This is a genomic window from Algibacter mikhailovii (assembly GCF_014651495.1).
In the GTDB taxonomy this organism is placed as follows: domain Bacteria; phylum Bacteroidota; class Bacteroidia; order Flavobacteriales; family Flavobacteriaceae; genus Algibacter_E; species Algibacter_E mikhailovii.
Genome location: NZ_BMWZ01000002.1, coordinates 87,256 through 101,273, shown reverse-complemented (window position 1 = coordinate 101,273; position 14,018 = coordinate 87,256). Strand labels below are relative to the sequence as shown.

The following is a 14,018-nucleotide window of genomic DNA, read 5'->3' as shown; positions in this document are numbered from 1 at the left end:
TTGATTTGAAAAAAACAATTTACATATTCAGCTTATTTATACTTTTTTCTTGTAATAGTGAGAATGCAGGTGATTGTTTTCAAACTGCAGGTGCTTTAATGACCCAGGAATTTACTGTTGGTGTCTTCACGAAAATATTGGTAAATAGAGATATTGAACTTATAATAAAAGAAGGGAGTCCCCAAGAAGTCATTGTTGAAACAGGAAAGAACTTAATAAATGATGTGACTATTGAAGTTGTTGAAGATCAACTTGTTTTAACTGATAATAATACCTGTAATTTTGTTAGAGATTATGGTATCACTAAAGTTTATATTACGGCTGATAATATTTCGGAAATTAGAAGTATGACGCAATATGATATTACATCGATAGGAGTTTTAACCTATCCTGAATTAAATTTGTTATCCGAAGATTTTACCGAATCGGGATCCGTTAATAGTGGTGATTTTTTCTTAGAAGTTGATAGCGAACGACTTTCGGTAGTTTTTAATAATTTGTCAAACGCTGAAATTTCTGGTAGTACTGAGAATTTGAGTGTAACCCTTGCAGCCGGAATATCTTATTTTGATGGGGCTAATTTAATGGCTCAAAATGTATCTGTAAGAAACAGGAGTTCCAATGATGTCATTGTGAACCCTCAATTACAACTATCAGGGAAAATACTAGGAACCGGTGATGTTATTGCATTAAATAAGCCCCCTCAAGTTGATGTTGAGGAGGTTTATAAAGGACGTTTAATCTTTAAATAGGCTTACAGATTGCTTCGCAATTTCCAACTCTTCATTGGTTGGTATCACAAGTACTTCTACTTTAGAATTTCTAGTACTTATAGTTCTTATACCATCCTCTCTTTTATTATTAGCCTCTTTATCTAAGTCTATTCCAATAAAATCTAAATCTTCACAGGCCATTTCTCGTATAATACTTGAATTTTCACCAATTCCAGCTGTAAAGACTATGGCGTCTAGACCATTCAATACAGCCGTATAACTGCCAATGTATTTCTTAATACGATAGGTGTTCATCTCCAGAGCCAATTGACAATCTCTATTACCATTTGCAGCTTCGGCTTGAATATCTCGTAAATCGCTAAACCCTGTTAATCCAAGCATACCGCTTTTTTTCTGCAATAAGTTATTTATCTCTTGTAAGCTATAATCGTATTTCTGAGCTAAGTAAAAAATTATAGATTGATCAATGTCTCCACAACGTGTCCCCATGATTAGACCATTTACAGGAGAAAAACCAAGAGAATGGTCTATACTCTTACCGTCTTTTATAGCAGTCATACTGCAGCCATTACCTAAATGTATTGTTATTATTTTAGATTTAGGTTTGTCTAAATATGCGATAGCTTTTTCAGAAACATATTTGTGACTAGTTCCATGAAAGCCATAAATACGAATACTGTGTTTTTCTGAAAATTCTCTCGGTATGGCATAGCGATAGGCTTTTTCAGGAATGGATTGATGGAAGGCGGTGTCAAAAACAGCTACTTGTTTCGCATTGGAGAAAATAGCTTCCGCCACTTCAATACCTTCCAAGTTGGCTGGGTTATGCAAGGGAGCTAAAGACGATAATGCCTTTATTTTTTCTTTAACCTCAGGGGTGATTTCGGTAGTGTCACTAAAATATTTACCACCATGAACAACCCGATGTCCTACCACGCCAATGTCATCAGCAGATTTAATAATGCCAGTGTCGCCATCTAATAATTGTTTAGCAAGTAATTCTAAACCTACTTTGTGATTAGGTATTGGTGTGGCTAATTCTATGGTATCATTAGCCGTTTTGAATTTAAAGTTACCATTATCTAAACCAATACGTTCAATTAATCCTGAACATAAAATGGTTTCATTAGGCATAGAAAAAAGCTGGAATTTCAAAGATGAACTTCCTGAGTTTAAAACGAGTACTTGCATGTTTATAGTTCTTGAGCTTGTATAGCGGTTATTATTACGGTGCTGTATATATCATCAGCAGTACAGCCTCTACTTAAATCGTTTACGGGTTTATTTAATCCTTGTAGCATAGGGCCAATAGCCAAAGCACCAGTTTCGCGTTGTACAGCTTTGTACGTGTTATTACCAGTATTTAAATCTGGAAATATGAGTACACTAGCTTGTCCAGCTACTTCTGAGTCAGGCAGTTTACTTTTTCCTATGCGCATATCTACTGCCGCGTCATATTGAATTGGACCTTCTATTTTAAGCTGGGGTGCAGCAGCTTTTGCCAGTTCTGTAGCAGATCTTACTTTGTCTACCTCTTCACCTTTACCTGAAGCGCCAGAGGAATAGGAAAGCATGGCTACTTTAGGTTCAACTCCAAAATTTTGTGCGGTATGAGCAGATGAAATTGCAATTTCCGCTAATTGTTCTGCATTAGGATTTGGATTAATAGCGCAGTCACCAAAAATAGATACACGGTCTTCTAGGCACATAAAGAATACAGAAGAAACAATATTTACGCCTGGTTTTGTCTTGATAAATTGTAAGGCTGGACGTAAGGTGTGTTGCGTAGTATGCACGGCTCCCGATACCATACCATCAGCATGTCCTTTATGTATCATCATGGTGGCAAAATAGGACACATCGTTCATGGCATCTTTAGCCATTTGAAGATTTACGTTTTTATGTTTTCTTAGTTCATAAAAGGTTTGCGCATAATCTTCAAAGTGTTCTGAGTTCTGTGGCCACACAACCTGAACGTCATCTAAGTTTAGAGGAATATCATGTTTCGTAATGCGGTCTTGAATTTTTTCTTTTTCACCTATTAAAGTTAAATCAACAACATGGGCGTCAATTAACCTTGCGGCAGCTCTCAACACACGCTCATCATAACCCTCAGGTAAAACAATGTGTTTTTTGTCTTTTAAGGCACGTTGTAATAAATTGTATTGAAACATTCTTGGCGTAAAAATACCAGACTGGAAGGTGATAAGGTCATTGGAAAGCTTATCCGTATCTACATGCTTTTCAAAGGTGGCAATTGAGGTTTCAATCTTTTCAGTGTTTTCAGCATATATTCGAGATCTAATCTTTCCAATTTCGTTAGTCACATAGAATGTGCCACTCTTCACACTTATGATAGGCACAACACTAGAGAGTCCTTCAATTAATTTTAGGATGGAGTCTTCTGGAATTAGACCTCCAGTTAATACAATTCCAGATATTTTTGGATAATTTTTTGAAATATGTGCTTGCAATGCACCAAGAATAACATCAGCTCTATCACCTGGGGTGATTACTAGAGCATTTTCCTTTAAGTGGGTGAGATAGTTACGCAATTGCATGGCGCCAACACTAAAATTGTCGGATTGATTGTTTACCATGTCTTCTCCAAAAAGAACGGTCCCTTTTAGTTTCTTTACAATCTCTTTTATGGTTGGGCTAGCTAAACTTTGAATTTTAGGAATAACCGTAATATTAGTTCCTCCATTTATTCTTGACTTCAAAAGTGATTTTAGAGATACGACATCTTCAGGGTTAACTTTATTTGTCATAATAGACAATACATCAACCTCTTCTTTAAAAGTATCATGTGCTAATTGCACACTTTCAACTATTTCCGATATAGATTTTTTGTCACCTTGCGAAACAATAATAGTAGGGATTCCAAGGTTTTTGGAAATCAATAGATTAATATCTAATTCAATACTTGAGTTTTCATGTGAAAAGTCAGTGCCTTCAACTAGTACAAAATCAAAACGTTCTTCAAGGTTTTTGTATTTTTTGATAATTTCATCAATAACGTCACCTGACTTTCCTTTATTATATAAATCAAGAACTTCACTTCTAGTATAAGCAAAGGTTTTTTTGTAATTAATGTCCAATTCAAAATAGGATATTACAGTATTAATGTGATTATCCATTTCTCCTACTTGGGTGTCTTCAATAATTGGTCTGAAATAACCAACTTTTGCTGTTTTACCTAATAACATACGCATTAAACCAAGAACAACAACAGATTTACCACTGTTAGGCTCAATTGTCGCAACATAAATTCCTTTACTCATTATTTCTGTTTATAAGAGTTTAAAAATACTACAAAACTCATAGAGTGTCTAAGTATCCAAACACATTTGTTTAAAATTAATCTTTGGGCAAAATTACTACCTCATTGTTGATGTTAAGCTGATATTTGTCATAAACATCAAATTGGTTAACCAATTTAGTAAAAATACTTATACAAAACTAATACCTTCAAAAATTCAACTTAATGATATTTATCATACAATAAATGTAATCCATTACATCGCCATAAAAACTTGTGAGTTATTCAGAAGTTAATTCTCGAAATAAGCCTTCAAGACTTGCGTTTTTTTGATTTAGCTGAAGAATTTTTAATTGATTGTCATGCGCAAAATCAAATACATGCGAACGCATATCTTCAGATGTTTTAAAGGTAATTTCGTAAACAAAGCCATAAGTGTTTTTGACTTGCTCCACCTTTGGTAGTTTTAACAAAAAGGCATCTTCAACGCGATAATCAAATTCAACAATAACCACTTGCTCTTTTTCGTCTCTTAAATCTTTTAATTTTTTGTCAGCAACAATCTCACCTTTATTTATGATTATGACCCGGTCACACATGGCCTCAACTTCTTGCATTATATGTGTTGATAGAAAAACTGTTTTAGTTTTTCCTATGGTTTTGATGAGGTTTCTAATATCAATAAGTTGATTGGGGTCTAGGCCGGTGGTTGGCTCATCTAAGATTAATACTTCGGGATCATGTAATAAAGCGTTAGCCAATCCAACACGTTGTCTATATCCTTTGGAGAGTTGACCTATTTTCTTGTGAGACTCCGGCGTTAACCCAGTGAGTTCAATAACCTCTTCAATCCGAGGCTTACTTATTTTGTAAATATTGGCATTGAAACTGAGGTACTCCTTTACATATTGTTCCAAATATAAAGGGTTGTGCTCGGGTAAATAACCAACATTTTGTTGTACAGCCTTCGTGTTTTTTACTACATCAAATCCATTTACCTTGGCTATACCTTGATCTGCATGAATATAGGTAGTCAAAATTTTCATCATGGTGGACTTGCCAGCACCATTTGGTCCTAAAAAACCTACTATTTCAGGTTTCTTAACTCCAAACGAAATGTTGTTTAGCGCTTTTTGATTACCGTAAAGTTTTGTAACCCCTTCTACTTCAATGGACATATTTAAATTTATTTGTTCAAAAATAATTGATTATATAATGTAATGGAAGTTTTGCTATAAAATCTTTAAAACTTTTCATAATTCTGTAAAAAAGGTTTTTTGAGGTTTTGTTTTCTTAAATAATTCTTTACTTTAGCGGCATAATAAGAACGATGACAGTATATTATACATATTTTAACGACTATTTCTTTTTTAGCAAAGGAAACGAGACGTTGTGTGTATAATTTAAAACATAAATTAACATGATGAGTCTCGATGAAAATCGGGACTTTTTTTTGTTTAACGATTAATAAAAACCAATTCTTAAAAGGAATTAAAGTAATAAATTTTGATAAAAACAGTTGCAATACAAGGGGTTAAAGGATCTTTTCATCATATTGTGTCACAGCAATTTTTTGAAAACACTGTTCATTCTATTGAGTGTATGACATTTGATAGAGTGGTTGATTCTTTAATAATTGAAGAATGTGATGCGGCTATAATGGCTTTAGAGAATTCTATTGCCGGATCTATAATTCCTAATTATGCGCTCATAGACAAATATGGTTTGCATATCGTTGGCGAGCATTACTTAGATATACAACACAATTTAATGGCGCTTCCTAATCAAGCTATTAGTGACATAAAGGAAGTGTATTCTCATCCCATGGCATTATTGCAATGTAAAGAGTTTTTTAAAAAGCATCCGCATATTAAATTGGTAGAAGATAAGGATACGGCTGAAGTTGCTAGACGAATTCAAGAAGGTCAAATACCTGAAATAGCAGCAATTGCAAGTGTAGCGGCAGCCCAAATTTTTGAATTAAATATTTTAGCACATAGTATTCAGACTATAAAACATAATGAAACCCGTTTTGTTATTGTTAAGCGAACCAATTCTGAAGTTGCAGAAAATGAAATTAATAAAGCCTCGATTAAGTTTGAAGCCAACCATAAACGAGGAAGCCTTGCTACAATATTAAATGTATTGAGTGATTGTAAATTAAACCTAACAAAAATTCAATCTTTACCTATTGTAGAGACCCCTTGGAAATATGCTTTTTTTGTGGATGTAACATTTGAAAATTATGAAGATTTCAAAAAAGCAAAATCTGTTATAGATATTATGGGTGAAGGATTTAAAGTATTAGGGGAATATAAAAATGCCAAGGTATGATTGAAGTAGCAAACAGATTGCAAACTGTTGAAGAGTACTACTTTTCAAAGAAGCTAAGAGAGGTTGGTTTGCTTATTGCAAGCGGAAAACCTATTATTAGTTTAGGAATTGGAAGTCCGGATTTACAACCTCCAAAAAAAGTTTTGGATGCTATATCTGAAAGCTTCCAAGATGCTAATGCGCATAAATATCAAAGTTATCAAGGACTTCCTGAGCTTAGAAATGCCATTTCTAAATTCTATAAGGCGCATTTTTCTGTAAGCCTAAGCCCAAATACAGAGATATTACCATTAATGGGAAGTAAAGAGGGGATTATGCACATTTCAATGGCTTATTTAAATGAAGGCGATGAAGTGTTAATTCCAAACCCAGGATACCCCACCTATCAATCGGTTACAAAATTGGTTGGAGCTAAGGGCGTGCTTTATGAATTGGATGAAGCCAACAATTGGCAACCAGACTTTGCGGCTTTAGAAAAAACAGATTTAACTAAGGTTAAAATCATGTGGGTAAATTATCCGCATATGCCTACAGGGGCACAACCCTCAAAAACGGTGTTTGAAGATTTAGTGGCCTTTGGTAAACGCCATAATATTTTAATAGTCAATGATAATCCATACAGTTTCATTTTAAATGATGAGCCAAAAAGTATCCTAAGTGTAGAAGGGGCTAAAGATGTTTGTTTAGAACTTAACTCTCTAAGTAAAACGTTTAATATGGCTGGCTGGCGTGTAGGTATGGTTGTAGGCGATAGTGTGCATATTAAGAATATTTTAAAAGTAAAAAGTAACATGGATTCTGGTATGTTTTATGGCATTCAGAAAGGAGCTGTTGAAGCCCTAAAGTGTTCAAAAATGTGGTTTGCAACACTAAATAATGTATATAAGGAACGTAGAGATTTAGTTTGGAAATTGGCTGATGCATTAAATTGTACTTATGATAAAAATGCAACAGGTATGTTTGTTTGGGCTAAATTGCCGGCATATTTAAAGTCTGAAGAGTTTATTGATTTGGTGTTGAAGGAGAATCATATTTTTATAACACCGGGAACTGTATTTGGAACTAAAGGAGAAGGGTATATAAGGTTTTCTTTATGTGCCTCAACAGAGAACATTGAAGAAGCCATAGCAAGAGTAGAATAGATATGAAGAATATATACGCCATAGGGGTTGGTTTAATAGGAGGGAGTCTTTGTATTGATATAAAGAAAAATAATCCAGAGGTGGTTATTCACGGTATTAGTAGAAAAGAAACCACCTTGAACACAGCATTAGAGCTAGGTTTAATTGATAAAAAGGCAACTTTAGATGATCTTGCGAATGCTGATTTGGTTATAATTTCTATTCCGGTTAATGCGACTGTGCAGTTGTTGCCAACCGTATTAGACAAGATCTCAGATACTGGTTTGGTGGTTGATGCTGGATCTACTAAAGTGGATATTTGTAAGGCGGTTGAAAATCATCCTAAAAGAAGAAACTTTTTAGCAATGCACCCTATTGCAGGTACCGAGCATTCTGGACCTACGGCGGCTATTGAAGGGTTGTTCGCTGGTAAAACAAATATTGTTTGTGAAGTAGAAAAAACAACTTTTAAACTTCAAGAAAAAGCTTTGAAATTGTTTACCGATATTGGTATGCGCATAAGATATATGAACCCAGAAGCACATGATAAGCACATAGCCTACATGTCTCACTTGTCACATATCAGTTCATTCATGTTGGGAAAAACAGTTATTGAGAAAGAGAAGAATGAACGTGATATTTTTGACATGGCAGGCAGTGGATTTGCTTCAACAGTACGTTTAGCAAAAAGTTCCCCAGAAATGTGGACACCTATTTTTGAACAAAACAAAACCAACGTCATCGAGACCTTGGAAGAATATATAGAAAACCTGACTCAGTTTAAGGAGTTAATGCAGGCAAATGATTTTGATGCCATTAATACTGAGATGAAAAATACAAATCACATTAAAGATATATTAAAAGGAATTAGTCAAGAGTAAAATTATGGAAAACAACAAAGAAATGAGAGCCTGGTTAGATGATTTAAACTTAAATCATCCTTTAGTAATTGCTGGACCATGCAGTGCTGAAACAGAAGAGCAAGTTTTAAAAATAGCCCATGAGCTTAAAGATACTGATGTAAGCTATTTTAGAGCAGGTATATGGAAGCCAAGAACTAGACCAGGTATGTTTGAAGGGGTTGGAGCCTTAGGTTTAAAATGGTTACAAAAAGTTAAGGAAGAAACTGGAATGAAAGTATGTACGGAAGTTGCTAATGCAGCTCACGTAAAATTAGCATTAGAGCATGATATTGATTTATTATGGATTGGTGCACGTTCTACAGTGTCTCCTTTTATCATGCAGGAAATTGCAGATGCGCTAGAAGGTACAGATAAGCCCGTATTAATTAAGAATCCAGTAAATCCAGATTTAGCTTTATGGTTAGGAGGCATTGAAAGAATTTACAAATCTGGTGTGCAAAATATTGGAGCAATTCATAGAGGGTTTTCTACATACGCGAAAACAAAATTTAGAAATACGCCAGAATGGCAATTGGCTATTGAGTTTCAGAACAAGTTTCCTGATATTCCATTAATTAATGACCCGTCTCATATTACTGGAAAAAGAGATATGATTATGGAGGTGTCTCAAGAAGCTTTAGATTTAAACTTTGACGGTTTAATGATTGAGACACATTATGATCCTGAAAATGCATGGAGTGATGCTGCACAGCAAGTAACACCTGAAACTTTAGTTCAAATAATGGTAGATTTAAAAATTAGAAAAGAAGGCAGTTCTGAAGAAGATTACAATAAAACATTAAATACTTTAAGAGCCCAAATTGATGTTGTTGATAATCAAATTATAGAGTTATTAGGCAAACGTATGGAAGCTGCAGATGGTATTGGAGCTCTAAAGAAAACTAAAAACGTTGCGGTTTTACAAAATAAACGATGGAACGAGATTTTAGGAAAAATGGTTATTGAAGGGGAGCAGCATGGTTTAAGTGAAGAGTTTATTCTAAGAATGTTTAAGGCGGTTCATCAAGAATCAATTAATCATCAAGAAAAAATAATAAACGGTTAGTATTAAAAAAGCCTCCCATTGGGAGGCTTTTTTAATTTTAAAGTAAAATAATAATTACAGTTTATTTCTTTTGAAAATAAAACGCGTAATAAAGATGCCACTACCATCACCTTTTCCGGCGTCACTCTCAACGGCACTTGTTACATAAGCCAATTCCCAGCCATCAGCAACCATAGTATTGATTTTAGAGGTAATTACAGCATCGTTTGCAGCAATATTTTGAAAACGAATGCCACCAATATTAAAAAAGTTTAAGAGTTTAGTTTCGTCATAGTTTTTAACTCTTATATCGCTTCTATCAGATTTATTTCTATGCGAGTCTTCTTCAGTTTGTGAACTGGTGTAGTCCTGGTAGTTTTTTTCTTCATTGGCACTTATAATTCTTGAACGTCCAGCACCACTAGAAACTATAGATTCAACACTAGTTACTATTTTATATTCAATTTGTGCATTAGTTTCAATAGTAGTAAATAGGGCAATTGTAATAACCATTAATAGCTTTTTCATTTTTTATAGTTTTAGATTTAAATAACGAATATAGATATTTATCCGGTAGTGTTGGAATGGTGAAATCCAGATTAGTCTAAATCTTTATTTATTGCCTTGATATGGCGTTTTTCATTTTAATTATGTCATATTCTTAAGCGTGTTTTAATGTAATTGGCTATTTTTGATAAACTATTATGACAGGAAAAGTATATAAATCAACAGGGAGCTGGTACACCGTCAAGACAGAATTGGGGCATACCTATGAATGTCGTATCAAAGGTAAGTTTAGAATTAAAGGTATTAAAAGTACCAACCCAATAGCAGTTGGAGATGTTGTTGATTTTGAAGTAGAAACAAATAATAATCAAGAGTCTGGGATTATTCATAATATTCATGAACGAACGAATTATATTGTTCGGAAATCCGTAAACTTATCCAAACAAACCCATATTATAGCGGCGAATTTAGATCAAGTATTTTTATTAATAACAATAAATAACCCGCCTACATTAACCAGTTTTATAGACCGTTTTTTGGTTACAGCCGAAGCGTATTCCATTAAAACCGTATTGTTGTTCAATAAAATTGATGTTTATGATAAGGATACACTTGATGAGGTTCGGTATTTAGCGCATATTTATAGGCAGATAGGTTATGAATGTATTGGTGTTTCTGCTAAAACAGGTAAAAATATCGATAAGGTAAAGGCTTTGATGCTTGGTAAAGTGAGTATGTTCGCGGGGCATTCCGGTGTTGGTAAATCAACGCTGGTAAATACAATAGAGCCAGATTTAAATATAAAGACTAAAGCAATTTCTAGTCTACATATGCAAGGCCAGCATACCACTACTTTTGCCGAAATGTTTGATTTAAGTTTTGATGCCAGAATTATAGATACACCGGGAATAAAAGGCTTTGGGGTAGTAGATATGGACAAGGAAGAGTTGGGCGATTATTTTCCAGAAATTTTCAAGCTGAAACAAGATTGTAAATTTAATAATTGTTTGCATATCAAGGAGCCAAAATGTGCCGTGAAAAAAGCGCTGGATGAAGATCAAATTACGTTCTCTCGGTACAGAAGTTATTTGCAAATATTAGAAGGAGAAGATGAGCATTACAGAACCGATATTTGGGATAAAGAATGAAGGTTGTAGTACAAAGAGTCTCTAAAGCAAGTGTTACTATTGCGCAAAAAAAGGTAGTGTCAATAGCGAATGGCCTTTTAATATTGCTAGGTGTAGTTAATGAAGATACTATTGAAGATATTGGTTGGCTTACCAACAAAATAGTGAACCTTCGTGTTTTTGGTGATGATTCTGGAGTGATGAATACATCAATAAAAGACATAAATGGCGAAATAATCGTGGTTAGTCAATTCACGCTTCATGCCTCAACAAAAAAAGGAAACCGACCCAGTTATATTAAGGCGGCTAAGCCAGATGTGGCCATACCCTTATATCAAAGTTTTATTAAACAACTTGAACAGGATTTAGGAAAAAGTGTCCAAACTGGTGAATTTGGAGCCGATATGAAAGTTGAATTAATTAATGATGGCCCAGTTACTATAATCATGGACTCAAAAAATAAAATATAATGGCATCAATATTTGGTCATGCTGCAGTAGGATTTACGCTGTCTAAAATCATCGATAATAAAAATTTAAAATGGTTGTTAGTTTTAGCCATATTTTCAACTATTTTACCAGATTTTGATGTTGTTGGATTTCGAATGGGAATACCTTATGAGGCACCTCTTGGTCATAGAGGTTTTACACATTCTATTTTATTTGCCATTTTATGGGCCTTTTTATTAATGATTGTTTTTGGGAAACAAAATAAGTGGGTTTGGTTTATCGTTATTTTTTTATCTACCGTTTCCCATGGTATTTTAGATGCCATGACCACGGGAGGGGAGGGCGTTGGTTTTTTTATTCCGTTTAACAATGAACGTTTCTTTTTCCAGTTTAGAGGCATAGAAGTTTCCCCAATGGGTATAAGGTCCTTTTTTTCAGAATGGGGACTAAAAGTGCTGTTCAGCGAATTTAAGTACGTCCTGCTACCATGTTTTCTTGTTTTTATTGTAGGATTTTTAACTAAAAAGTTATATTTGGTTTTTAAGTAAGATTATGATTTTAATCATATAAGTTGTATTCAGCTTAAATTATATTTACAACGAGCACCAAACTTAACCTAGAGTACATGAATTCAAAAATGAAGGTTAACATTTTCTTTTTGTTAATCAACCTTTTGGCATTTTCACAGACAGAATTATATAGTAGTTTTACTATATCTAAAGATCTTGCCAATCAAGCCAACGCCGTTATTCGGTCAAACGATATAAACATCAACTTAAAATCTTCAAATGAAATGCTTGTTGTTCAAAAGCGTATTATTACGGTTTTAAACAAAAATGGTAATGATGCCGTTGATGCCTATGCTTACTATGACGATGTTACTAAAATAAAGGCGTTAGAAGCCGTAGTTTATAATGCTTCAGGTAGTCAAATAAAGAAAATCAAAAAAAATGATTTTAAGGATGTAAGTGCGGTAAATGGGGGTACGTTATATTCAGATTCTAGGGTGAAATATTTAGAATATACACCAATTACTTATCCTTATACTATTGAGTTTACCTGTGAAGTGTCTACCAGTAATACCGCGTTTATAGATTCATTTAGACCTATAGAAGGGTATTTTGTAAGTACTGAGAACAGTTCTTACACCATCGATTTTCCGGAAGGCTTTACGATTTTAACCAAAGTGAAAAATTTCACGGATGATGTCCTTAAAAAATCAGAAGGTGCTAACAAAATACATTATGAGGTTAAAAATTTAGCCGCATTAAAACCTGAAATGTATAGTCCTTCTTTTTTTGATATCGCACCAAAGGTCTTGTTAAGATCTACGCATTTTACATTAGAGGGTGTAGAGACAACGGTTGAAAATTGGAATGACTTTGGAAAATGGATGTATAATGATCTTATAAAAGACACACACGATTTACCGCAAAGTACTATTTTGGAAATTCAAGAATTGGTAAAAAATGAAAATACTGATTTAGATAAAGCCAAAAAAATATACCAATACGTGCAGGATAAGACGCGATACATTAGTGTCCAAGTTGGTATTGGAGGTTGGAAGCCTTTTAATGCTTCAGAAGTTGATAGACTGGGTTATGGAGATTGTAAGGCCTTAACTAATTACACCATGACACTGTTACATGCTGCTGGTGTCAAATCAAATTATGTTGTGGTTTATTCTAAAGACGGACAAAGAAGTCTAGAAAAGGATTTTGCTTCAATACAAGGCGATCATGTGATACTGAATATTCCACAAGAGACGGGTGAAGATATATGGTTGGAATGTACAAGTCAGAAATTACCCTTTGGGTTTATTGGCGATTTTACTGATGATCGTGATGTTTTGGTTGTATCTTCTGAAGGTGGAAAAATTCAACACACTAAAAAATATGAAGTCGATGAGAGTTTACAAATTATAAAAGGGCATTATAGCATATCAAAAGACGGATTAATTGAGGCCAAAGCAACCTTTCAGTCTAAAGGGATTCAGTATGATAACAAATATTGGCTTGAGACCGAAACTGAGCGTGAATTGGATAAACATTATAAAAACCGTTGGGGCTATATAAATGATATAACAATCAAAGATATGCGTCTTCATAATAATAAAGATCAAATTGAATTTATTGAAGATATTAGTTTTCAAGGCGATAATTATTCTAAAATTATTGGCGATAGAATGCTGGTTCATGTTAATGCCTTTAATAGAAATGAGCATGTGCCAGACCGATACAGAAATAGAAAATTACCGTTAAAAGTAAAAAGAGGCTTTAAAGATTTGGATGAGGTAGAAATTAAGATTCCAGCTGACTACGTAGTAGAGTCATTGCCAAAAAACAATAGTATAGAAAACAAATTTGGAGTGTATAAAACAGAGGTCATTGTAAAGGACGAGCATACGCTTGTTTATAAAAGAGAGTTTACCATTAAAGACGGCGAATTCCCAAAAGAAGACTATACGGCATTCCGTGACTTTTATAAAACAGTGGCCCGACAAGATAATGCTAAAATTGCTTTAATAAAATCCTAAC

Annotated in this window: 13 protein-coding genes; 9 read left to right on the top strand and 4 right to left on the bottom strand. The window is 34.0% G+C overall.

Translation table 11 applies throughout. The annotated features are described in order from the left end of the window. Nucleotides 1-5 precede the first annotated feature (5 nt). On the top strand, nt 6-752 hold the full coding sequence (locus IE051_RS03860; protein ID WP_229796723.1) for a head GIN domain-containing protein: 747 nt from the start codon (nt 6-8) through the stop codon (nt 750-752). Here the strand turns inward: IE051_RS03860 and IE051_RS03855 are convergent. The 3 genes from IE051_RS03855 to gldA form a co-directional block, all read right to left on the bottom strand. Beyond that, nucleotides 738-1,925, bottom strand: coding sequence for an acetate/propionate family kinase (locus IE051_RS03855; RefSeq protein ID WP_189359464.1), 1,188 nt, complete (start codon nt 1,923-1,925; stop codon nt 738-740). The two genes, IE051_RS03860 and IE051_RS03855, sit on opposite strands and share 15 nt — an antisense overlap. Before the next feature lie 2 nt (nt 1,926-1,927). After that, nucleotides 1,928-4,018, bottom strand: coding sequence for a phosphate acetyltransferase (gene pta, locus IE051_RS03850; protein WP_189359463.1), 2,091 nt, complete (start codon nt 4,016-4,018; stop codon nt 1,928-1,930). A 259-nt stretch (nt 4,019-4,277) separates the two neighbouring features. After that, nucleotides 4,278-5,174, bottom strand: coding sequence for a gliding motility-associated ABC transporter ATP-binding subunit GldA (gene gldA, locus IE051_RS03845; protein WP_189359462.1), 897 nt, complete (start codon nt 5,172-5,174; stop codon nt 4,278-4,280). A gap of 328 nt (nt 5,175-5,502) precedes the next feature. Here gldA and IE051_RS03840 point away from each other — a divergent pair, with 328 nt between their 5' ends. Genes IE051_RS03840 through IE051_RS03825 form a run of 4 tightly spaced genes read left to right on the top strand, consistent with a single transcriptional unit; the run spans nt 5,503 to nt 9,419 of the window. Continuing rightward, on the top strand, nt 5,503-6,330 hold the full coding sequence (locus IE051_RS03840; RefSeq protein WP_189359461.1) for a prephenate dehydratase: 828 nt from the start codon (nt 5,503-5,505) through the stop codon (nt 6,328-6,330). Beyond that, nucleotides 6,327-7,472 (top strand): pyridoxal phosphate-dependent aminotransferase, encoded by a 1,146-nt coding sequence (locus tag IE051_RS03835; RefSeq protein WP_189359460.1) that lies wholly within the window; start codon nt 6,327-6,329, stop codon nt 7,470-7,472. The genes IE051_RS03840 and IE051_RS03835 overlap by 4 nt, the downstream gene beginning before the upstream one ends. Nucleotides 7,473-7,474: 2 nt before the next feature. Next, nucleotides 7,475-8,332 carry a prephenate dehydrogenase gene (locus IE051_RS03830; protein ID WP_189359459.1) on the top strand — a complete coding sequence of 286 codons (858 nt, stop codon included), beginning with the start codon at nt 7,475-7,477 and terminating at the stop codon, nt 8,330-8,332. 4 nt (nt 8,333-8,336) lie between these two features. After that, nucleotides 8,337-9,419: a bifunctional 3-deoxy-7-phosphoheptulonate synthase/chorismate mutase type II gene (locus IE051_RS03825; RefSeq protein ID WP_189359458.1), complete on the top strand. Its 1,083-nt coding sequence runs from the start codon at nt 8,337-8,339 to the stop codon at nt 9,417-9,419. A gap of 54 nt (nt 9,420-9,473) precedes the next feature. On the opposite strand, the gene IE051_RS03820 is transcribed toward IE051_RS03825, so the two are convergent. Continuing rightward, on the bottom strand, nt 9,474-9,926 hold the full coding sequence (locus IE051_RS03820) for a hypothetical protein (RefSeq protein ID WP_189359457.1): 453 nt from the start codon (nt 9,924-9,926) through the stop codon (nt 9,474-9,476). Nucleotides 9,927-10,102: 176 nt separating this feature from the next. Between IE051_RS03820 and rsgA the strand changes: the two genes are divergently transcribed. From rsgA to IE051_RS03800, 4 genes are all read left to right on the top strand, one after another. Continuing rightward, entirely contained in the window at nt 10,103-11,053 is a 951-nt protein-coding gene (gene rsgA / locus IE051_RS03815) for a ribosome small subunit-dependent GTPase A (RefSeq protein ID WP_189359456.1), read from the top strand. Further along, on the top strand, nt 11,050-11,502 hold the full coding sequence (gene dtd, locus IE051_RS03810; protein ID WP_189359455.1) for a D-aminoacyl-tRNA deacylase: 453 nt from the start codon (nt 11,050-11,052) through the stop codon (nt 11,500-11,502). Before rsgA ends, dtd begins: the two co-directional genes overlap by 4 nt. Then, nucleotides 11,502-12,029, top strand: a complete 528-nt coding sequence (locus IE051_RS03805) for a metal-dependent hydrolase (RefSeq protein ID WP_189359454.1) — start codon at nt 11,502-11,504, stop codon at nt 12,027-12,029. The genes dtd and IE051_RS03805 overlap by 1 nt, the downstream gene beginning before the upstream one ends. 89 nt (nt 12,030-12,118) lie before the next feature. Beyond that, nucleotides 12,119-14,017 (top strand): DUF3857 domain-containing transglutaminase family protein, encoded by a 1,899-nt coding sequence (locus IE051_RS03800; protein ID WP_189359453.1) that lies wholly within the window; start codon nt 12,119-12,121, stop codon nt 14,015-14,017. The last annotated feature ends 1 nt before the right edge of the window (nt 14,018 follow it).

What these genes read in the sequence shown, in the direction of transcription:
- dtd (WP_189359455.1), top strand. Translation starts at nt 11,050, where the DNA reads ATGAAGGTTGTAGTACAAAGAGTCTCTAAAGCAAGTGTTACTATTGCG.
- IE051_RS03805 (WP_189359454.1), top strand. Translation starts at nt 11,502, where the DNA reads ATGGCATCAATATTTGGTCATGCTGCAGTAGGATTTACGCTGTCTAAA.
- IE051_RS03820 (WP_189359457.1), bottom strand. Translation starts at nt 9,926, where the DNA reads ATGAAAAAGCTATTAATGGTTATTACAATTGCCCTATTTACTACTATT.
- IE051_RS03855 (WP_189359464.1), bottom strand. Translation starts at nt 1,925, where the DNA reads ATGCAAGTACTCGTTTTAAACTCAGGAAGTTCATCTTTGAAATTCCAG.
- IE051_RS03800 (WP_189359453.1), top strand. Translation starts at nt 12,119, where the DNA reads ATGAAGGTTAACATTTTCTTTTTGTTAATCAACCTTTTGGCATTTTCA.
- IE051_RS03825 (WP_189359458.1), top strand. Translation starts at nt 8,337, where the DNA reads ATGGAAAACAACAAAGAAATGAGAGCCTGGTTAGATGATTTAAACTTA.
- rsgA (WP_189359456.1), top strand. Translation starts at nt 10,103, where the DNA reads ATGACAGGAAAAGTATATAAATCAACAGGGAGCTGGTACACCGTCAAG.
- pta (WP_189359463.1), bottom strand. Translation starts at nt 4,018, where the DNA reads ATGAGTAAAGGAATTTATGTTGCGACAATTGAGCCTAACAGTGGTAAA.
- IE051_RS03835 (WP_189359460.1), top strand. Translation starts at nt 6,327, where the DNA reads ATGATTGAAGTAGCAAACAGATTGCAAACTGTTGAAGAGTACTACTTT.
- gldA (WP_189359462.1), bottom strand. Translation starts at nt 5,174, where the DNA reads ATGTCCATTGAAGTAGAAGGGGTTACAAAACTTTACGGTAATCAAAAA.
- IE051_RS03830 (WP_189359459.1), top strand. Translation starts at nt 7,475, where the DNA reads ATGAAGAATATATACGCCATAGGGGTTGGTTTAATAGGAGGGAGTCTT.